This window comes from Nocardioides sp., assembly GCF_025965415.1.
Taxonomy (GTDB): Bacteria; Actinomycetota; Actinomycetes; order Propionibacteriales; family Nocardioidaceae; genus Nocardioides.
Genome location: NZ_JAOPWY010000181.1, coordinates 1 through 20,422 on the forward strand (window position 1 = coordinate 1; position 20,422 = coordinate 20,422).

Here is a 20,422-nt window from a genome sequence, read left to right on the forward strand (position 1 = left end):
TGCCCGTGGAAATGTCGTCGGCGCCGTCTAGGGTCGGTCCCGTGACTGAGAACTCCATGCACGGCCTGACCTCTCCGCGGATGGACGGCGGAGGTGGGTCCTACGGCCTCGACGACCACATCTACCAGCGACTCCTCCGCGAGCGCATCGTCTTCCTCGGCTCGGAGGTGCGCGACCAGAACGCGAACGCGATCTGCGCCCAGCTCCTCCTGCTCTCCGCGGAGGACCCCGAGGCCGACATCTTCCTCCACATCAACAGCCCCGGGGGCTCGGTCGACGCCGGCATGGCGATCTACGACACGATGAACTACATCCCCAACGACGTCGCCACCGTCGGCATGGGCCTCGCGGCCTCGATGGGCCAGTTCCTCCTCTGCGCCGGCACCAAGGGCAAGCGCTACGCCCTGCCCCACGCGCGCATCATGATGCACCAGCCCTCCTCGGGCATGGGCGGCTCGGCCTCCGACATCAAGATCCAGGCCCAGCAGTCCCTGCACATCAAGAAGGTGCTGCTCGACCTGATCGCCGAGCACACCGGCCAGAGCGTCGAGCAGGTCGTCGCAGACGCCGACCGCGACCGCTGGTTCACCGCCGACCAGGCCGTCGAGTACGGCCTCGTCGACAAGGTCGTCACCAACGCTCGCGAAGCCGCCGACGAGGGCCGCCCGGCCCGGACCAAGGACTGAACATGAACTACTACATCCCCCAGTGGGAAGAGCGGACCTCCTACGGGTTCCGCCGCATCGACCCCTACGCCAAGCTCTTCGAGGAGCGCATCATCTACCTCGGCACGCCGATCAGCGACGACGTGGCCAACGCGGTCATCGCCCAGCTCATGTGCCTGGAGACGATGAACCCCGACAGCGACATCAGCATCTACATCAACAGCCCCGGTGGCTCGTTCACCGCGCTGACCGCGATCTACGACACGATGCGCTTCATCAAGCCTGATGTGCAGACCGTGTGCCTCGGTCAGGCCGCCTCCGCGGCCGCGATCCTCCTGGGCGCAGGCGCGAAGGGCAAGCGGATGGCGCTGCCCAACAGCCGCATCCTGATCCACCAGCCCTACACGGAGGGCACGTTCGGCCAGACGTCCGACATCGAGATCCAGGCCAACGAGATCCTGCGGATGCGCGAGCTCCTCGAGCGCATGATCGCCGACTCGAGCGGCAAGGACATCGACCAGGTGAGCCGCGACATCGAGCGCGACAAGATCCTGACCGCGGAGCAGGCCGTCGAGTACGGCCTGATCGACGCGGTGATCGAGTCCCGCAAGGGCGTGCCGGCGCTCACCTGAGCCCGGCCCGGACTGACGGAAAACATGACCCGCGACATCTCGTGTCCGGCCCCCGCCGGGGGCCGGCACGGGGTACCGTCGTGTGGCCTGTTGCAAGGTGTTGAAGGCCGGGCCCCCCGCCCGGCGAGACTGGAGGACACGACTCGTGGCACGTATCGGTGACGGCGGCGACCTGCTGAAGTGCAACTTCTGTGGCAAGAGCCAGAAGCAGGTCAAGAAGCTCATCGCTGGACCCAACGTCTACATCTGCGACGAGTGCATCGAGCTCTGCAACGAGATCATCGAGGAGGAGCTCGCCGAGGGTTCGGAGGTCAGCCTCGAGGAGCTGCCCCGGCCCAAGGAGATCTTCGAGTTCCTCAACTCCTACGTCATCGGCCAGGAGCACGCCAAGAAGTCGCTGGCCGTCGCGGTCTACAACCACTACAAGCGCGTCCAGTCCGGCCTCCAGCCGGTGTCGGGCAAGGCCAAGGACGACGTGGTCGAGGTCGCCAAGTCCAACATCCTCGTCATCGGCCCGACCGGCTGTGGCAAGACCTACCTCGCCCAGACCCTCGCGCGGATGCTCAACGTCCCGTTCGCGATCGCGGACGCCACGGCCCTGACCGAGGCCGGCTACGTCGGCGAGGACGTCGAGAACATCCTTCTCAAGCTCATCCAGGCTGCCGACTACGACGTCAAGAAGGCCGAGACGGGCATCATCTACATCGACGAGATCGACAAGGTGGCCCGCAAGTCGGAGAACCCCTCGATCACGCGCGACGTCTCCGGTGAGGGCGTCCAGCAGGCGCTGCTCAAGATGCTGGAGGGCACGACCGCGTCGGTGCCCCCGCAGGGTGGTCGCAAGCACCCGCACCAGGAGTTCATCCAGATCGACACCACCAACATCCTCTTCATCGTGGGCGGTGCCTTCGCCGGCCTCGAGCAGATCATCGAGCAGCGCGTGGGCAAGAAGTCCCTGGGCTTCACCGCCGAGGTGCGTGGGGCCGCCGAGCGCAGCGCCGACGACCTCCTCGCCCAGGTGCGCCCCGAGGACCTCACCAAGTTCGGCCTGATCCCCGAGTTCATCGGTCGCCTGCCGCTGATCGCGAGCGTCAACAAGCTCGACCGTCCGGCGCTCGTGCAGATCCTCACCGAGCCGCGCAACGCGCTCGTCAAGCAGTACCAGAAGCTCTTCGACCTCGACGGCGTCGAGCTCGAGTTCACCGACGAGGCCATCGACTCGATCGCGGAGGCCGCCCTCGAGCGCGGCACCGGCGCCCGTGGCCTCCGGGCGATCATCGAGGAGGTCCTCCTCTACGTCATGTACGACGTCCCGTCGCGCGGCGACGTGGCCAAGGTGATCGTCACCCGCGAGGTGGTGGAGGACGACGTGGCTCCGACGCTGATCCTGCGCGAGTCCGAGGCCAAGAAGAAGAAGTCGGCCTGACCCTCCGCCGGGCGGCCCGCCCACGCATGGCCCGACCTGACCATGCCCCACTGGTCATATATGACTATTTGTGACCACCGGGGCTGATCATGCGTCATGACCCGTCCACACTGACGTCTCGTCAGCATGTGGGAAGGGGACCCCGTGGGGGTTGATCCGAAGCGGCCGCTCGTGGGGTTCGCTCTCGTGGCGCTGCTCTGCGCGGTGCTGATGACGCTGTCCGAGGGGCGCGGCTGGAGCGTCGCGGACCTCTTCCACCCCGGCAAGCCCATCGCGGCCCCCTCCGCCGGCGGCCACCTCGACCGCGTGCCGAGCCGGCCGACGCGCTCGGCCGAGCCCCTCGAGAGGGCCGTCCCGGCCGAGCTGAGCGCCCAGCCCCTCGGAGTGGCCGGCGGCGCCCCGGCCGCCAGGCGGGTGGCGGGCAAGCCCACCTCCCGGTCCACCGGCGGTGTCGCGGCAGAGCCGACCCCGGCGGCCGAGACCGAGGCCGAGGCACTCGTCGACTCGGACGACGACGCCGAGGCGGACGCCCAGCGCGACGCCGAGAAGGCCCAGCGCGACGCCGAGAAGGCCGAGCGGGACGCCGAGCGCGACGCCGAGAAGGCCGAGCGCGACGCGGAGAAGGCCGAGCGCGACGCGGACAAGACCGACCGGCACCCCGACCGGCACACCGACAGCCACGAGGACGGGTCCGGGCGCGACGACGAGCACGCCGACGACGAGCACGCCGATCATTCCGACCACTCCGGCCACGACGACGAGCGGGACGGCGACCACGAGTGGGACGGCGACCACGAGTGGGACGGCGACGACGCCGCCACCGAGCACGAGGGCGAGCGGGAGTCGGAGGACTCCCGGGAGGGGTAGTCGACGACTCCCCACCCGGCAGCCGCCCGGCAGGTGGTGCTCAGTCCTCGGTGGGCGCCAGCTCCGCGTTGACCCGCAGCTCGGTCGCCGACTCGTCGGCGACGAACTCGAGGTCACCGATGACGTTGCCGACCGCGCGCAGGTCGTCCTGCGCCTGCTGGGCCGCCGTGACCAGGGACTCGGGGCCGGTGATCACCACGTGCGACAGGGGCGCGCGCATCTTGGCCTTGGCCTGCGACTTGGCCCCGCGGATGCCGGTGAGCGCGCTCGCGACGGCGTCGAGCACCAGCGGCTGCGAGGCGGCCGCCGATCCGAGGTCGGACGCGGTGGGCCAGGACGCGTGGTGGATCGACCCCTCCTGCCACCACGACCACACCTCTTCGGTGGCGTAGGGGAGGAACGGCGCGAGCAGCCGGAGCTGGGTGTGCAGCGCGATCGCCAGGGTCGCCCGCGCCGAGTCGGTCGCCGCGCCGCCGTCGACGGCGTACGCACGCTCCTTGACGAGCTCGAGGTAGTCGTCGCAGAACTCCCAGAAGAACTTCTCGGTGACCTCGAGGGCGGTCGTGTAGTCGTAGGCGTCGAAGGCCTCCGTGGCCCGGCGCACGACGGACTCGAGACGGCCCAGGAGGGCGCAGTCGACCGGGGCGCTGACCCGGCTGGGGGCCAGCGCGGTGGCGCCGACGTTGCCGAGGACGAACTTCGAGGCGTTGAGGACCTTCATCGCGAGCCGGCGACCGATCTTCATCTGCGACTCGTCGAAGGGCGAGTCCATCCCCGGTCGCCCGATGGCGGCGCGCCAGCGGACAGCGTCCGCGCCGTACTTGTCGAGGATGTCGGTCGGCACCACGACGTTGCCCTTGGACTTCGACATCTTCTTGCGGTCGGGGTCGACGATGAAGCCGGAGATCATCGCGTGCGACCAGGGCACGGCGTGGAACTCGAAGTCGGAGCGGACCACGCGGGAGAAGAGCCAGGTGCGGATGATGTCGTGCGCCTGGGTGGCGAGGTCGTAGGGGAAGACGCGCGAGAACAGGTCATCGTCGACCTCCCACATCCCCGCGATCTGGGGCGTGAGCGAGGAGGTCGCCCACGTGTCCATCACGTCGGGGTCGCCGATGAAGCCGCCGGGCCTGCCCCGCTGGTCCTCGGTGTAGCCGTGCGGCGCCTGCGTGGACGGGTCGATCGGCAGCTGGTCCTCGGACGGCATCAGGGGGTGGTCGTGGTCGGGCTCGCCGTCGGCGTCGAGGGGGTACCAGACCGGGAACGGGATGCCGAAGAAGCGCTGGCGTGAGATGAGCCAGTCGCCGTTGAGGCCTCCGACCCAGTTGTCGTAGCGGTGCTTCATGTGGGTGGGGATCCAGGTGATCTCCTCGCCGCGCGCCAGCATCTCCTTGCGCAGGGTGGCGTCCTTGCCGCCGTTGGTGATGTACCACTGGCGGGTCGCGACGATCTCGAGCGGCTTGTCGCCCTTCTCGTAGAAGTTCGCCATCCGCTGCGTGGCCTTGGGCTCGCCGTCGAGGTCGCCGGACTCGCGCAGCAGCGCGACCATGGCCTCGCGGGCGCTGAAGGTCGTCTTGCCCGCCAGCTCGGCGTACGCCGTCGACGCGCCGTCGGCGGCGAGCCACTCGGGCGTCTCTCGGACCAGTCGGCCGTCGCGACCGACCACGGTGCGGACGGGGAGGCTGAGCTCGCGCCACCAGACGACGTCGGTGAGGTCGCCGAAGGTGCAGCACATCGCGATACCGGCGCCCTTGTCGGGCTCGGCCGCGTGGTGGGCCAGGACCGGGATCTCGACGCCGAAGACGGGCGAGGTCACGGTCGTCCCGAAGAGTTCCTGGTAGCGCTCGTCGTCGGGGTGCGCGATCAGCGCGACGACGCTCGGGATCAGCTCGGGCCGGGTCGTCTCGATGTGGAGCGGGGTGCCGTCGGGCCGGTGGAACGCGACGCGGTAGTAGTGACCGGGGTAGTCGCGCGCCTCGAGCTCGGCCTGGGCGACGGCGGTCTGGAACGTGACGTCCCAGAGCGTGGGTGCCTCCGACAGGTAGGCCTCGCCGCGGGCGAAGTTGCGCAGGAACGCGCGCTGGCTGACGGTGCGGGAGTGGTCGCCGATCGTGGTGTAGGTCGGGTTCCACTGCACCGAGAGGCCGAGCTGGCGCCACAGCGCCTCGAACGCCTTCTCGTCCTCGACGACGAGCTGCTCGCACAGCTCGATGAAGTTGGGCCGGCTGATCGGCACCTGCTTCTTGGGGTCCGGTTTCTCCGGCGGGGTGAAGTCGGCGTCGTAGGGCAGGGTCGGGTCGCAGCGGACCCCGAAGTAGTTCTGCACCCGGCGCTCGGTCGGCAGGCCGTTGTCGTCCCAGCCGATCGGGTAGAAGACGGCCTAGCCCTGCATCCGCTGGTAGCGCGCGATCAGGTCGGTGTGGCTGTAGGAGTAGACGTGGCCCACGTGCAGCGATCCGCTGACGGTGGGCGGGGGCGTGTCGATGGAGTAGACGTTCTCCCGCGGCTGGGTGCGGTCGAAGGCGTAGGTGTCGTTGTCGGCCCACGTCCGCGACCACTTGTCCTCCAGCCCCTCCAGTGCCGGACGCTCGGGTACGACGACGGCACGCTGGTCGGTGCTCGTGGTCGTGTCCGGGGTCGGGGTGGTGGGGTTCTCAGTCATGCTGCGCAGTCTATTGACGGCGCTCTGACCCGCGAAAACGAGTTAGTAGGTGGTCTCGGCCGAAGTGCCGATCACCCAGGTGCCGATGCAGTCACGGCCTTGGTCGGACGTGCGGGTCCCGACCACCGGCCCGCTGGTCGAGCCCGAGCGCGCCACGAGCTCGCTGTCGTCGCAGGGGTCGTAGCCGGGAGCGAGCTCGCTCTCTCCGGGTCCGACCCCGATGACGTAGTCGTCCCCGGTCTTGTCGCGCTCCTGCACGTAGACGCGTTCGGTCGTGGTGTTGTCGATCCGGAGCCAGGCGTCCTGGCCCGTCTTCTCCTCGCAGCCGCTCAGGAGCATCGCGGTGGCGAGCAGGACGAGGAGGCGGACCATCACCACATCGTCCTCCGCGCACGCCTTCTCGGCACGCGAAAACGGGTATCCGCCCGACGACGCCGGGCTCTAGCGTGGCGTGATGGATCTGGAGTTCTTCGACGCCCCGCGACCCTTCCTCGACGCCGCCGGCGACCTGCTCGCCGCGGACCCCGTGCTGGGCAGCGTGATCGCCAGTGTCAGCGAGCGCACGGCCCGCGAGCTCGAGGACGGCCGGGACTCGTGGGCGGAGGTCGGCGCACCCTTCGACCGCTGGTGGCTGGCCGTGCGCGACGACTCCGGCGCCGTGGTCAGCGCGGCGATGCGGACCGCACCTTTCAAGCCCCACCCCACCTTCGCCATGCCGATGAGCGACGATGCCGCCCGCGCGCTGGCCGCCGCGCTGCACGAGCGCGGTGAGTTCCTCGGCGGCGCCAACGGGGCGCTCCCCGGCGCCGAGGTCCTGGCCCGCGCGACGGCCGAGCTCGCCGGGGGAGAGATGGTCAGCGACAAGGGGACCCGGCTGTGGGAGGCCACGTCGGTCGTCGTCCCCCCGGCACCCGAGGGTCGGCTGCGGCAGGCCACCGAGGACGACGCCGACCTCGTCCTCGCCTGGTTCGGGGCCTTCCACGCCGAGGCCGACGAGCAGGCCGGGCGCGAGCCCGACCCCGCCTCGGGGGAGCACAACACGAGGGAGAGCGTCCTGGTGCGGATCCGGGAGGGCGTCGAGTGGCTGTGGGAGCTGCCCGACGGCACCGTTGCCCACCTGACCGGCGCCGGGCTGCCGTCGTACGGCGTGGCGCGCATCGGGCCCGTCTACACACCGAAGGAGCTCCGCGGCCGCGGCATCGCGTCGTACGTCGTCGGCGAGCTCACGCGACGCGGCCTCGAGGCGGGGAGCCGGATGTGCCTCTTCACCGACCGGGCCAACCCGACGTCCAACAAGATCTACGCCGGACTGGGCTACGAGCCGGTCGTGGACATGGCCGAGCACCTCGTCCGGACCCCCGGACAGGCCTAGTCTCGACGGATGCGGCGCACCACCCTGCTCCTCGCGGCCCTGTCCCTCCTCGTGGCGGTGGCCCCGGCGTCCGCACCCGCGGCCCGGGTCCCTGACCTCCCCGACGTCGATGCCCGCGCCGCCGTCCACGCCGTGGGCGGGTGCGAGCTGTTCCCGGCCGACAACCCGTGGAACCGCCGCATCGACGACCGGCCGGTCTGGCGACGCTCCCGAGCCATCGTCGGCACCCAGGCGGCCGGGCACGCCCTGCACCTCGACCTCGGCACGACCGAGGACTACTACGGCATCCCGGTCAACGTCGTCGAGGAGGACCAGCCGCTGCTGCCCCTGCGGTTCGGCGTCGACGGGGAGGACTACCGCGACGAGAGCGACCGGGGTCCGGTGTTCGTGCCGGCCGACGCCGCGATCGAGGGCGGCAGCGCGACCGACCCCGACCCGGCCGAGGGGGACCGGCACGTCCTCACGGTCCGGCGCGGCACCTGCGACCTCATCGAGCTGTACGCCGCGGAGCGGGTGCGCGACTCGTCCGGCGACGTCGTCGCCTGGCGGGTCGCGGCCGCCGCACGCTGGGACCTGTCGTCCAGCCGCCTCCGCCCGGCCGGCTGGACGTCCGCCGACGCGGCCGGACTGCCGATCCTGCCCGGGCTGCTGTCCTACGACGAGGCGGCGTCCGGGCGGATCACCCACGCGCTCCGGTTCACCCTGCCGTCCGCCCGCAACGCCTACACGTGGCCGGCCCGGCACTGCGGGCCCAGCGCCAACACGAGTGCCGACCTGCCGGCGTACGGCCTGCGGTTCCGGCTGCCGCGGTCGTTCCCGGCGAGCCGCTACACCGGCGCGGCCCGTGCCATCGTGGTCGCGATGAAGCGCTACGGGCTGGTCTACGCCGACCAGGGCTCCGCGATGTACGTCACCGGCACCGCGGACCCCCGGTGGGCCGACGCCCTCGACCAGTTCCGTGCGCGTCCCCTGGACGGCCGGGCGCTACAGGTCGTGAAGCCCTGGCGGCGCATCGTCCGCTGCTGAGCGGCGAGGGCCACGCCCTAGACTCGGGGGGCCATGACTGACGCCCCCAGCGATGCCCTCGCCCCCCGCCTCGCCCAGACCTTCGCCGAGGTCGAGGACGCCCTGCTGTCGCGCTGGCCGGAGACCAAGCTCGAGCCGAGCCTCGACCGGATCGAGGCGTTCACCGAGCTGCTCGGCGACCCGCAGCGCTCCTTCCGCTCCATCCACCTGACCGGCACCAACGGCAAGACCAGCACCAGCCGGATGATCGAGACCCTGCTGCGCGCCCTCGACCTGCGCACCGGCCGCTTCACCTCCCCGCACCTGGAGAGGATGAGCGAGCGGATCAGCATCGACGGGGAACCCCTGGACGACGAGGCCTTCGTCCGGGCCTTCAACGACGTGGCCCCCTACACGCACCTCGTCGACGCGGACCAGGACCACCCGCTGAGCTTCTTCGAGACCATCGTCGGCATGGCGTACGCCGCGTTCGCCGATGCCCCGGTCGATGCCGCCGTGGTCGAGGTCGGGATGGGAGGCAGCTGGGACGCCACCAACGTCATCGACGCCGACGTCGCCGTGGTGCTCCCGATCGCCGTCGACCACGCGAAGTACCTCGGCGACGACCCGGCCGCCATCGCCGTCGAGAAGGCCGGGATCATCAAGCCCGGCTCGGTGGCGGTGCTGGCCGAGCAGAAGCCGGAGGTCGCCGCCGTGCTGCTGGCGCGGGCCGTCGAGGTGGGCGCCACCGTCGTGCGCGAGGGCATCGAGTTCGGGGTCGTGGCGCGCACCCCCGCGGTCGGCGGCCAGATGGTCTCGCTGCAGGGACTGCGCGGGACGTACGACGACGTGTTCCTGCCGCTCTACGGCGCCCACCAGGCCCAGAACGCCGCCGTCGCCCTCGCCGCGGTCGAGTCCTTCGGCACCGGCGCCCTCGACGAGGACCTGGTCCGCGCCGCCTTCGCCGAGGTGACCTCCCCCGGTCGGTTGGAGATCATCCGCCGCAGCCCCACGATCGTGCTCGACGCGGCCCACAACCCGCACGGCGCCGAGGCCCTGGCCGCGGCCCTGGAGGACTCGTTCTCCTTCAGCCCGCTGGTCGGCGTGATGGGCGTGATGGAGGACAAGGACGTCGAGGGGCTGCTCTCCGTCCTCGAGCCCCACCTCGCCTACCTCGTCTGCACCCAGAACTCGACCCCGCGCTCGATGTCCGCCGCCGCCCTGGGCCGGATCGCCGTCGAGGTCTTCGGGGAGGACCGGGTCAGCGTCGTGGCGGACCTCGCCGAGGCCATCGACCGGGGCACCACGCTCGCCGAGGCCGGCGAGGCGATCGAGGTCTCGATCGGTGCCGGTGCGGTGCTGGTCACCGGCTCCGTGGTCACGGTGGGCGAGGCCCGCGCGATGCTCAAGGGCCGCCGATGAGCGACCAGGACGGTGCTCCCACCAACACCGAGCGCTCACCCCGGCGCGGCATGTGCGCCGCGGTGCTGTGCCTCGAGGCGATCGCCCTGGGCCTGACGACCCCGGTCATGATCACGATCTCCGACGTCGCGGCCGGCACCGCCGTCACAGTCGGGCTCGGTCTCGCCGTCGTGTGCCTCCTGCTGGCCGGCATGCTGCGGGCCGAGTGGGTCTACCTCGCCGGCTACGCCGTCCAGGCGGCCGCGATCGCCCTGGGGTTCGTGGTGCCCGTCATGTTCGGCCTCGGGGCCGTCTTCGCCGCCCTGTGGGCCACCGCCGACCTGCTCGGTCGCAAGATCGAGCGCGAGCGTGCCGAGGCCTGGGCACTCTGGCGGGCCGAGCAGGGCTGAGGCCCTCGTCACTGGCCCCGTGGGCGCTGGCTAGGCTGCTCGCATGACCGACGTCCAGCGTTCCCTCGTCCTCGTCAAGCCCGACGGCGTACGCCGTGGCCTCTCGGGCGAGGTCCTGCGACGGATCGAGGCCAAGGGCTACACGCTCGCGGCCGTCGAGCTGCGCACCGCGACCCCTGAGATCCTCGCCGCCCACTACGCCGAGCACGAGGGCAAGCCGTTCTACCGCCCCCTCGTGGAGTTCATGCTCTCCGGACCCGTGCTGGCCGTCGTCATCGAGGGTGAGCGCTGCATCGAGGGATTCCGCTCGCTCGCCGGCGCCACCGACCCGACCGTCGCCGCTCCGGGCACGATCCGTGGCGACCTCGGGCGCGACTGGGGCCTGGCCGTCCAGCAGAACCTCGTGCACGGGTCCGACTCCGAGGAGTCCGCCGCCCGCGAGATCGGGATCTGGTTCCAGAGCTGACGCCATGAGCGCGAGCGTGCTCGCACTCCAGGGCGTCAGCGGCGCCATCTTTCGCCTCAGTCGGAGGCCCGCGCGTGTCCTACCGGGAAGCCGCCTGCCCGCTCCTTAACCTGAGTCAGGGTCGGCGGGAGGGCTGCTGACCCCTCTTCCCGGAACGACTCGACCTGCGAGGGCTCCAGCGTCATGGCAGCACACAGCTTCATCGGCCGAGACATGGCCGTCGACCTCGGCACCGCCAACACGCTGGTCTATGTCCGCGGCAAGGGCGTCGTGCTGGACGAGCCGTCGGTCGTCGCGATGAACACGACCACGGGCGAGGTCCTCGCCGTGGGCCACGAGGCCAAGCGGATGATCGGGCGCACCCCCGACAACATCGCCGCCATCCGCCCCCTCAAGGACGGCGTGATCGCCGACTTCGAGGCGACCGAGCAGATGCTGCGCTACTTCATCCACCAGGTGCACCGCCGGCGCTACTTCGCCAAGCCCCGCATGGTGATCTGCGTGCCGAGCGGCATCACGGCCGTCGAGCAGCGCGCGGTCAAGGAGGCCGGCTACCAGGCCGGCGCCCGCAAGGTCTACATCGTCGAGGAGCCGATGGCGGCCGCGATCGGGGCCGGGCTCCCGGTCCACGAGGCCACCGGCAACATGGTCGTCGACGTCGGCGGCGGCACCACCGAGGTCGCCGTGATCAGCCTCGGTGGCATCGTCACCAGCCTGTCGATCCGCACCGCCGGCGACGACCTGGACCAGGCGATCATCGCGTGGATGAAGAAGGAGTACTCCCTCATGCTGGGGGAGCGCACCGCCGAGGAGGTCAAGATGACCCTCGGGTCGGCCTTCCCGCTGCCCACCGAGCCCGACGCCGAGATCCGCGGCCGCGACATGGTCTCCGGCCTGCCCCGCACGGTCGTCGTCTCCAGCTCCGAGCTGCGCCAGGCCCTCGAGGAGCCGCTGCACAACATCATCGACGCGGTCCGCACCACGCTCGACCAGACCCCGCCCGAGCTCGCCGGCGACATCATGGACCGCGGCATCGTGCTCACCGGCGGCGGTGCCATGCTCCGCGGCCTCGACGAGCGGCTCCGCCACGAGACCGGCATGCCGGTCCACGTCGCCGAGGACCCCCTGTCCTCGGTCGCCTTCGGCGCCGGCAAGTGTGTCGAGGAGTTCGAGGCCCTCCAGCAGGTCCTCGTGTCGGACCGGCGGCGCTTCTGATGGGGCACCTCTGATGGGCGCCTTCGGGGGACTCGGCGGCCGGGAGCGCCGCTGGACCGGTCTCGACCGGCTCGAGTCGCGCAACCGCCCGCCACGCTCGCTCCTGGTGGCGCTCGTGCTCGCGAGCGTCACGCTCGTCACCCTCGACGTGTCCGGGGGCGGCAGCTCGCCGCTCGAGCCGGCGCGCCGCGTCGTCGGCGAGGCCTTCGGTCCCGCCGAGTCGGCCGCGGCCGCCGCCGTACGCCCCTTCACCGCCGTGCCCGCCTGGTTCCGCAGCAAGGGCGACCTCGCCGACGAGGTCCGCGACCTCGAGGCCAGCAACGCCGAGCTCCGCGGCAAGGTCGAGCTCGCCGGCTTCGACCGCAACCGGCTCGAGCAGTACGACGGCCTCACCACGGCCGCGGCCGACCTGGGCTCGGCCCTCGTCCCGGCCCGCGTGGTGGCGCTCGGCTCCCGCCAGTCCCAGAGCTTCACGGTCACCATCGACGCCGGCTCCCGCGCCGGGGTCGGCCCGGACATGACCGTCGTCAACAACGAGGGCCTCGTCGGCCGGGTCCTGCGGGTCACCCGCAGTACCGCGACGGTGCTGCTGATCATCGACCCCGACTCGACCGTCGGCGGCCGGGTCGGCTCGAGCATGGAGATCGGCTTCGTCAACGGCAGCGGGTCGCTCGACCAGGACGCCGGGCTCGACCTGCGACTCGTCGACGACGCCTCGATCCCAGCGCGTGACGACACGGTCGTCACGTGGGGGAGCACGACCGGCCCCTACGCGCCCGGGGTGCCGATCGGCACCATCACCGAGGTCTACAGCTCGCTGCGCGAGGCCTCCCAGCGGGCAGTGGTGAAGCCGTTCGTCGACTTCTCCGCGCTCGACGTGGTGGGCGTGATGGTGCCCAGCGGCGCGCAGAGCGACCGCGCGGTGATCGAGGCCGACGGGAGCCTGAAGTGACAGCTCACCCCACGAAACCGCTCGCTGCACTCGCGCTTCCGCGGGGATCCCGATGAAGGGGCTGAGGTGGTCGATCGCCTTCGGCGCGGTCGTGGTCGCCCTCGTGGTGCAGGTGTCCCTCTTCCCGCACCTGGCCTGGCACGGCATCGTGCCCAACCTCTGCCTCCTCGTCGTGGTCGCCGCCGCGCTCACGGTCGAGGCGCCCTTCGCGCTGCTCCTGGGCTTCGCGGCCGGGCTCACGCTCGACCTCGCGCCGCCGGCCGACCACATCGCCGGGCGGTGGGCCCTCGCGCTCACCATCGCGGCCTTCCTGGCCGCGCGGGTGCGCCAGGACGTCAAGCCCACCGCGCTCGCCGTCGTCGGCACGGTCGCGGCCGCCTCCTTCGTCGCGACCTCGCTCTTCGCCCTGTCCGGGGTGCTGCTCTCCGACCCCGCCACCTCGGTCGCCGGCCTGCTGGAGGTCGTCCTGGTCGCCGTGGTGTGGGACGTGCTGCTCACGCCGTTCGTGCTGCCCCCGCTGATGAAGCTCTTCTCGCGGCTCAACCCCCAGTGGGCGACGCAGTGAGTCGCACGGCGGGCACGAGCACCCGGCTCCGCCTGGTCGTGGTGCAGGCCCTCGCCTTCTCGCTGTTCGCGACCCTCTTCGTCCGGCTCTACTACCTCCAGGTCATCGGCGGGGAGTCCTACCAGGCGCAGGCCGCCAACCAGTCGGTCCGCGACATCGTCGTGCAGCCCCAGCGCGGCCTCATCGTCGACAGCCAGGGCCGCCCGCTCGTCGCCAACCGGACGTCGTGGGTGATCTCGGTCGACCGCACGCTGCTGGGCAAGCTCGACGAGGGCCAGCGCACCGAGCTGGTCCGGCGGGTGGCCGTGGTCGTCGACGCCGAGCCCGAGGACGTCGAGGCCCGCCTGGTCACCTGCGGCGACCCCGGCAGCGTCCGCGACGTCTGCTGGAACGGCTCGCCCTACCAGCCGGTGCCGGTCGCCACCGACGTCCCCAAGGACGTCGCCCTCCGCGTGCTCGAGCAGCCCGAGGACTACCCGGGCGTGCTGGCCGAGCAGCAGAACGTCCGCTCCTACCCCCGGCCCTACGGCATCAACCTGGCCCACGTCCTGGGCTACCTCAGCCCGATCACCGAGGACGAGTACGACGTCGCCGCGGAGCGCGACGACCGGTCCCTCAACGGCGCCTCGGTCGTCGGCCGTGCCGGCGTCGAGAAGCAGTACGACGAGTGGCTGCGCGGGCTGCCCGGCTACCGCCGCGTCGCCGTCGACTCGATGGGCCGTGTCCTGGGCGACGACTCGATGGTGGAGAGCACTCCCGGGGACACCCTGGTCACGTCGATCGACGCCAAGGTCCAGTCGGTGGTCGAGCGCCAGCTCGCCGAGCGGATCAAGGTCCAGCGTGCGACGTTCGACCCCGTCACCGACCGCAACTACGAGGCCGACTCCGGCGCCGCGGTGGTCCTCGACGCGAAGACCGGCCGCGTCATCGCGATGGCCAGCCAGCCGACGTACGACCCGGACGTGTGGACCGGCGGCATCAGCGAGTCCGAGCTCGCCCGCCTCTACTCCGAGAAGGCCGGCACGCCGCTGCTCTCGCGCGCCACGCAGGGCCAGTTCGCGCCGGGCTCGACGTGGAAGCCGTTCATGACGGCCGGCGCGCTGACCAACGGCTACTCGATGGACACCATGCTGCCGTGCTCCTCGGGCTTCCAGGTCGGCAACCGGGTCTTCCGCAACCACGAGTCGGCGGCTGCGGGCACCATCGGCTTCGCCAAGGCGCTCGAGATCTCCTGCAACACCTTCTTCTACCGCATCGGCTACGACTTCTGGCAGCGCTTCGGGAGCGACCCGGCCGACATCGACGCCCGCGACCCGCTGGTGGAGATGGCGAAGACGTTCGGCTTCGGCTCGCGGACCGGGATCGACCTGCCGGGCGAGGCCCCCGGTCGCATCGCCGACCGCCACTGGAAGCAGGCCTACTACGAGTCGCAGAAGGACTACTACTGCGACCTCAGCGCCAAGCCGCAGACCAAGGACACGAGCGACTTCGTCTACAAGTTCGCCTATGAGTTCTGCCTCGAGGGCAACCTCTACCGCGCGGGCGACGCCGTGAACTTCTCCATCGGGCAGGGCGACACGATCGTCACCCCGCTCCAGCTGGCCCGCGCCTACGCCGCGCTCAGCAACGGCGGCACCCTCTTCGCCCCGACGGTGGCCAGGGCGCTGGTCAGCCCGGAGGGTGAGGTGCTGCGCCGGATCGCGCCGCGCAAGGTCGCCCAGCTCGACGTGCCGAAGAAGTACCTCGACTTCATCGACAGCGCGCTCCGGGGCGTCACCCGCGAGGGCACGATGTACTGGAAGATGGTCGACTTCCCGCTCGACCAGGTCACGGTGCGCGCCAAGACCGGCTCCGCGGAGGTCTACGGCAAGCAGTCCACCGGATGGGTCGCGTCCTACACCAAGGACTACGTCGTGGTGATGATGATCAGCCAGGCCGGCACCGGCTCGGGCTCAACCGGCGAGGGCATCCGCGCCATCTGGGAGGCCCTCTACGGCATCGACGGCGAGACCGTACGACCCGCGCGTGCCGCGGTGCCGGGCACCGTGCCGCCCGCCCGCTTGCCGCAGTTCCTCGACGACGGGTCGATCATGCCGCCGGCCGTCCGCGACGAGGCGGGGGAGTGAGCACGCGATGACCGTCCTGTCCCACCGGCCGACCGCCCGTCCCTCGGGCCGCGCCCCGCAGTCCTCCGGCAGCCTCCGCACCCCCGGCCTGGACTGGCTCCTGATGCTGGCGGCGCTCGCCCTCGTCTCGCTGGGGACCCTCCTGGTGTGGTCGGCGACCTCGACGCGCGCCGACCTGACCGGCGGCGACCCCAACGCCTACCTCCGCAAGCAGCTCGTCAACGTCGCGATCGGGCTGGTGCTGATGGTCGCGGTGCTGGCGACGGACCACCGGTGGGTGCGCATCCTCGCCCCGCTGGCGTACGTCGCCAGCGTCGTGGGCCTCGGGCTGGTCCTCGTTGCAGGCAGCACCATCAACGGCTCGCGCTCCTGGCTGCAGGTGGGCGGGATGTCGATTCAGCCCTCGGAGCTCGCCAAGCTCGCCGTGGTCATCGGCATGGCGCTGGTCGTGGCCGAGCGGACCGAGCGGCGGTGGGGGCGCGGCGTCGGCAGCCTCGAGGTGGTCGCGATGCTCGCCATCGCGGGCATCCCTGCCGTGCTGATCCTGCTGCAGCCCGACCTCGGCACCATGCTCGTGCTGTCGGCGACCGTGTTCGGGGTGCTGGCGATCGCCGGGGCCGGGCGCTGGTGGCTGGGCGGGCTGACCGTCGCCGCGGTGGGCGGTGCCGTCGCCGCCGTGTCGATGGGCGTGCTCAAGCCCTACCAGGTCGACCGGTTCCTCGCGTTCACCAACCCGGACCTCGACCCGCGCGGCGCCGGCTACAACACCGAGCAGGCGCGCATCGCCGTCGGCAACGGCGGCCTGTTCGGGCAGGGCCTGTTCGGCGGCTCGCAGACGCGCTCCGGGTTCGTCCCCGAGCAGCACACCGACTTCATCTTCACCGTGGCCGGCGAGGAGCTCGGCCTGGTCGGGGCGGGAGTGCTGATCCTGCTCCTGGCGGTCGTGATCTGGCGGGCGCTGGCCATCTCGGCCGAGGCCGGCGACCTCTTCGGGCGGGTGGCCGCGGCCGGCATCGCCTGCTGGTGGGGCTTCCAGGCCTTCCAGAACATCGGCATGTGCCTCGGCATCATGCCCGTCACCGGCGTCCCGCTGCCGTTCGTCTCCTACGGCGGCAGCTCGCTCTTCGCGGGGATGCTGGCCCTCGGCCTGCTGCAGAACATCCACCTCAGGTCGTCCGGCTCCGTGCCGACGCGACTGCTCGCCCGACGCTGACCCGGTCAGGTGGCGCACCGGCCCGGCGGCCGGAGCCGCAGGTCGGCCCAGAGCCGGTGGTGGTCGGAGGCACCCGACGTCGCCACCTGGCTGACGAGCGGTCGCAGCCCACGCACGAAGAGGTAGTCGATCTTCTTGCCGCCCTGGCTCGTCGCCGACCGTCCCTGCCCTGCCGCCGTCCACGTGTCGGTGAGCCGGGTGCCGATCGCGGCCACGGCGGCGGAGGCCGGCCAGGCGTTGAGGTCGCCGCCGAGGATCGTGGGGAGGTCGTCGTCGTCGAGGATGCCGGCGACCTGCCGCGCCTGCGCGAGCCGTACGTCGGGTCGGGTGGCGTCGAGGTGGGTGTTGTAGACCCGGACGGCCTGGCCCGAGACGTCGAGGGTCACCCACTGGAGCCCGCGTGCCTCCGCACGGGGGCTGCGCACGAGGGGGATCCGACCCTGCTGCACGAGATCGAAACGGCTCAGGATGAGGGTGCCGTACTGCCCCGCCCCGCGGGCGAGGTTGGAGCTGAAGGAGCCGTCCATGCCGACCGCGTCCGCGAGCACCGCGGCCTGGTCGATCCCGCCGGTGCGCAGCATCTGCCGGTCCACCTCCTGCAGGAGCACGACGTCGGGGTCGATCTCGAGGATCTCCTCGGCGACGGCGTCGAGGGTGCCGGTCGAGCGGTGGGTGTTGAACGACAGCACCCGCAGGCGCACGGGTCGGCGGAACTGCTGGCACACGATCTCGGCCAGGCCCTCGGGCGGGGAGGGCACCGCCTCGGCCTCCGCGTCGGCACCGTCACCGGACTCCTCGGACTCCTCGGGCACCTCGGTCGGCGTGGTCACCGTCTGCTCCGGGTCGTCGACCCGCGTCGCCTCGTCCGGTGACCGGTCGCGCAGGAACAGCACGACCAGCACCGCCAGGACGAGCACGGTCGCGCCGATGCGCACCCACTCCTCGCGCCGCCCCATCCCCGGTCCTTCCATCGTGGTGCCGTCCCCCAAAGTTAGGCCGCACCGGTCGCGGCGAAGTAACCTTGATGATCGCCCATCGGGCCAACCGTGCCCGGCATTCGATGTCCTTTCCTCTCGTTCCTGATCGAGGTGTTCCCCCATGTCCGTCGCGTCGGTCTTCCCGCGCCTGGAGGCGAAGCTGCCGTCGGTGCAGAAGCCCATCCAGTACGTCGGCGGTGAGCTCAACTCCGTCGTCAAGGACTGGGACTGCGCCGCCGGCTCGGAATCGGGCGGTCCCACGGTCCGCTGGGCCCTGATGTACCCCGACGCCTACGAGGTCGGACTGCCCAACCAGGGCGTCCAGATCCTCTACGAGGTGCTCAACGAGCGCGACTGGATCCTGGCCGAGCGCACCTACTCGGTGTGGCCCGACATGGAGCAGGTGATGCGCACCGGCGACGAGCACGGACCGATCCCGCAGTTCACCGTCGACGGCCACCGTCCGGTGGGCGCCTTCGACCTCTTCGGCCTGAGCTTCTCCACCGAGCTCGGCTACACCAACATGCTCAACGCCCTCGACCTCGCCGGGATCCCGCTGCACGCGGTCGACCGCGGCGAGGACGACCCGGTCGTGATCGCCGGCGGCCACGCCGCCTTCAACCCCGAGCCGATCGCCGACTTCATCGACGCCGCGGTGCTCGGCGACGGCGAGGAGGTCGTGCTCGCGATCTCCGAGGTCGTGCGCGAGTGGAAGACCGAGGGCAAGCCGGGCGGACGCGACGAGCTGCTGCGCCGGCTCGCGGTCACCGGCAACATCTACGTCCCGCACTTCTACGACGTCGCCTACGCCGCGGACGGCTCGATCGAGGCGGTCGTGCCCAACCGTCCCGGCATCCCGTTCCGGGTCCGCAAGCACACGCTGATGGACCTCGACCAGTGGCCCTACCCGGCCAACCCGCTCGTGCCGCTGGCCGAGACCGTCCACGAGCGCTTCTCCGTCGAGATCTTCCGCGGCTGCACGCGCGGCTGCCGCTTCTGCCAGGCCGGGATGATCACCCGGCCGGTGCGCGAGCGGTCCATCGAGACCATCGGCGACATGGTCGAGAACGGCATCCGCAAGACCGGCTTCGAGGAGGTCGGCCTGCTGTCGCTCTCCAGTGCCGACCACACCGAGATCGGTGAGGTCGCCAAGGGCCTGGCCGACCGCTACGAGGGCTCCAACGTCTCCCTCTCGCTGCCCAGCACCCGCGTCGACGCCTTCAACATCACCCTGGCCAACGAGTTCTCCCGCAACGGTCGTCGCTCGGGCCTGACCTTCGCGCCCGAGGGCGGCTCGGAGCGGATGCGCAAGGTGATCAACAAGATGGTCACCGAGGAGGACCTGATCCGCACGGTCGCGGCGGCGTACTCCCACGGCTGGCGGCAGGTGAAGCTCTACTTCATGGTCGGCCTCCCGACCGAGACCGACGAGGACGTCCTCCAGGTCGCCGACCTCGCCCGGCGCGTGATCGCCAAGGGCCGCGAGGTCTCCGGCCGCAACGACATCCGCTGCACCGTGTCGATCGGCGGGTTCGTGCCCAAGCCGCACACCCCGTTCCAGTGGGCCGCGCAGCTCGACCACGTGACGACCGACGAGCGGCTCAAGAAGCTGCGCGACATCGTGCGCGAGGACAAGAAGTACGGCCGCGCCATCGGCTTCCGCTACCACGACGGCAAGCCCGGCATCGTCGAGGGCCTGCTCTCGCGGGGCGACCGCCGCGTCGGCCGGGTCATCGAGGAGGTGTGGCGCGACGGCGGCCGGTTCGACGGCTGGAGCGAGCACTTCTCCTACGACCGCTGGATGGAGTCCGCCGAGCGGGCGCTGGCCGGCACCGGCGTCGACGTCGACTGGTACACCGTCCGGGAGCGTGACTACGACGAGGTGCTGCCCTGGGAGCACCTCGACTCCGGCCTCGACAAGGACTGGCTCTGGGGCGACTGGGAGGACGCCCTGGCGGCGGCCGAGGGCGCCGACATCGAGATCGAGGACTGCCGCTGGACGCCGTGCTACGACTGCGGCGTGTGCCCCGAGATGGGCACCGAGATCCAGGTCGGGCCGACGGGGCGCACGATGCTCCCGCTCAGCGTCGTCTGAGCGCTCCCGCACCGGATCCGTCGCGGCTCCGGGCGCTCCCGGTGGGATAGCCTGACGCGCGCACGCAGGAGCGACGGGAGGAGACAGGGTGACCCAGCAGGCGACGACGCCGAAGGTCGAGGCACAGGCCGGCACCGAGGCCGACCGGCTGCGCGAGGAGGTCGCCGAGGCCCGCCACCGTCTCCTGACCGTCCAGGACCACATCATGGGCCTCGAGGCGGAGAACGGACGGCTCAACCGCGACCTGACCCGCGTCACCATGGAGCTGCGCCAGCTGCGCCGACGCACCAAGACCCTCACCCAGCAGCGCGACGAGGCCCGCACCCGGCTGCAGGACGTCCGCGCGCGGCTGGAGCGGAACCGCGCCCGGGTC

At 71.3% G+C, this 20,422-nt stretch carries 18 protein-coding genes and 1 pseudogene; 16 read left to right on the plus strand and 3 right to left on the minus strand.

What is annotated here, in order from left to right:
* The first annotated feature begins 56 nt into the window (after positions 1 to 56).
* From JWN97_RS18585 to JWN97_RS18600, 4 genes are all read left to right on the plus strand, one after another.
* The gene (locus tag JWN97_RS18585; RefSeq protein ID WP_297626336.1) at positions 57 to 686 is read left to right on the plus strand and encodes an ATP-dependent Clp protease proteolytic subunit; all 630 of its coding nucleotides are present in this window, start codon (positions 57 to 59) and stop codon (positions 684 to 686) included.
* Positions 687 to 688: 2 nt separating this feature from the next.
* Positions 689 to 1,297 (plus strand): ATP-dependent Clp protease proteolytic subunit, encoded by a 609-nt coding sequence (locus tag JWN97_RS18590; RefSeq protein ID WP_209951814.1) that lies wholly within the window; start codon positions 689 to 691, stop codon positions 1,295 to 1,297.
* Between the two features lie 145 nt (positions 1,298 to 1,442).
* Positions 1,443 to 2,723: an ATP-dependent Clp protease ATP-binding subunit ClpX gene (gene clpX / locus JWN97_RS18595; protein ID WP_297626294.1), complete on the plus strand. Its 1,281-nt coding sequence runs from the start codon at positions 1,443 to 1,445 to the stop codon at positions 2,721 to 2,723.
* A 144-nt stretch (positions 2,724 to 2,867) separates the two neighbouring features.
* On the plus strand, positions 2,868 to 3,590 hold the full coding sequence (locus tag JWN97_RS18600; protein ID WP_297626297.1) for a hypothetical protein: 723 nt from the start codon (positions 2,868 to 2,870) through the stop codon (positions 3,588 to 3,590).
* Positions 3,591 to 3,630: 40 nt separating this feature from the next.
* Here the strand turns inward: JWN97_RS18600 and valS are convergent.
* Together valS and JWN97_RS18610 are read right to left on the minus strand one after the other, a co-directional pair.
* A pseudogene (valS, locus tag JWN97_RS18605) lies at positions 3,631 to 6,252 on the minus strand (valine--tRNA ligase).
* Between the two features lie 42 nt (positions 6,253 to 6,294).
* Complete coding sequence (locus tag JWN97_RS18610) at positions 6,295 to 6,624, minus strand: hypothetical protein (protein WP_297626299.1); 330 nt, start codon at positions 6,622 to 6,624, stop codon at positions 6,295 to 6,297.
* Positions 6,625 to 6,706: 82 nt separating this feature from the next.
* Here JWN97_RS18610 and JWN97_RS18615 point away from each other — a divergent pair, with 82 nt between their 5' ends.
* From JWN97_RS18615 to rodA, 10 genes are all read left to right on the plus strand, one after another.
* A complete protein-coding gene (locus JWN97_RS18615) occupies positions 6,707 to 7,624 on the plus strand; it encodes a GNAT family N-acetyltransferase (RefSeq protein WP_297626302.1) in 918 nt (305 codons plus the stop codon).
* Positions 7,625 to 7,633: 9 nt separating this feature from the next.
* Complete coding sequence (locus JWN97_RS18620; RefSeq protein ID WP_297626305.1) at positions 7,634 to 8,650, plus strand: hypothetical protein; 1,017 nt, start codon at positions 7,634 to 7,636, stop codon at positions 8,648 to 8,650.
* Positions 8,651 to 8,683: 33 nt separating this feature from the next.
* Complete coding sequence (locus JWN97_RS18625; RefSeq protein ID WP_297626308.1) at positions 8,684 to 10,051, plus strand: folylpolyglutamate synthase/dihydrofolate synthase family protein; 1,368 nt, start codon at positions 8,684 to 8,686, stop codon at positions 10,049 to 10,051.
* Complete coding sequence (locus tag JWN97_RS18630; protein ID WP_297626310.1) at positions 10,048 to 10,440, plus strand: DUF4233 domain-containing protein; 393 nt, start codon at positions 10,048 to 10,050, stop codon at positions 10,438 to 10,440. Before JWN97_RS18625 ends, JWN97_RS18630 begins: the two co-directional genes overlap by 4 nt.
* Positions 10,441 to 10,483: 43 nt before the next feature.
* Positions 10,484 to 10,906: a nucleoside-diphosphate kinase gene (gene ndk, locus JWN97_RS18635; RefSeq protein ID WP_297626312.1), complete on the plus strand. Its 423-nt coding sequence runs from the start codon at positions 10,484 to 10,486 to the stop codon at positions 10,904 to 10,906.
* Positions 10,907 to 11,089: 183 nt separating this feature from the next.
* Positions 11,090 to 12,121 carry a rod shape-determining protein gene (locus JWN97_RS18640; RefSeq protein ID WP_297626314.1) on the plus strand — a complete coding sequence of 344 codons (1,032 nt, stop codon included), beginning with the start codon at positions 11,090 to 11,092 and terminating at the stop codon, positions 12,119 to 12,121.
* A gap of 13 nt (positions 12,122 to 12,134) precedes the next feature.
* Positions 12,135 to 13,073, plus strand: coding sequence for a rod shape-determining protein MreC (gene mreC / locus JWN97_RS18645; RefSeq protein ID WP_297626316.1), 939 nt, complete (start codon positions 12,135 to 12,137; stop codon positions 13,071 to 13,073).
* Between the two features lie 52 nt (positions 13,074 to 13,125).
* Positions 13,126 to 13,638, plus strand: coding sequence for a rod shape-determining protein MreD (gene mreD / locus JWN97_RS18650; protein ID WP_297626319.1), 513 nt, complete (start codon positions 13,126 to 13,128; stop codon positions 13,636 to 13,638).
* On the plus strand, positions 13,635 to 15,764 hold the full coding sequence (gene mrdA / locus JWN97_RS18655) for a penicillin-binding protein 2 (protein WP_297626321.1): 2,130 nt from the start codon (positions 13,635 to 13,637) through the stop codon (positions 15,762 to 15,764). Before mreD ends, mrdA begins: the two co-directional genes overlap by 4 nt.
* Positions 15,765 to 15,771: 7 nt before the next feature.
* Positions 15,772 to 16,977, plus strand: coding sequence for a rod shape-determining protein RodA (gene rodA, locus JWN97_RS18660; RefSeq protein WP_297626324.1), 1,206 nt, complete (start codon positions 15,772 to 15,774; stop codon positions 16,975 to 16,977).
* A 5-nt stretch (positions 16,978 to 16,982) separates the two neighbouring features.
* Here rodA and JWN97_RS18665 read toward each other — a convergent pair whose 3' ends face one another.
* Positions 16,983 to 17,933 (minus strand): endonuclease/exonuclease/phosphatase family protein, encoded by a 951-nt coding sequence (locus JWN97_RS18665; protein ID WP_297626327.1) that lies wholly within the window; start codon positions 17,931 to 17,933, stop codon positions 16,983 to 16,985.
* Between the two features lie 142 nt (positions 17,934 to 18,075).
* On the opposite strand from JWN97_RS18665, the gene JWN97_RS18670 reads away from it, so the two are divergent.
* Positions 18,076 to 20,049 carry a TIGR03960 family B12-binding radical SAM protein gene (locus JWN97_RS18670; RefSeq protein WP_297626330.1) on the plus strand — a complete coding sequence of 658 codons (1,974 nt, stop codon included), beginning with the start codon at positions 18,076 to 18,078 and terminating at the stop codon, positions 20,047 to 20,049.
* A gap of 88 nt (positions 20,050 to 20,137) precedes the next feature.
* On the plus strand, positions 20,138 to 20,422 hold a 285-nt coding region (locus JWN97_RS18675), incomplete at its 3' end, for a hypothetical protein (RefSeq protein WP_297626333.1).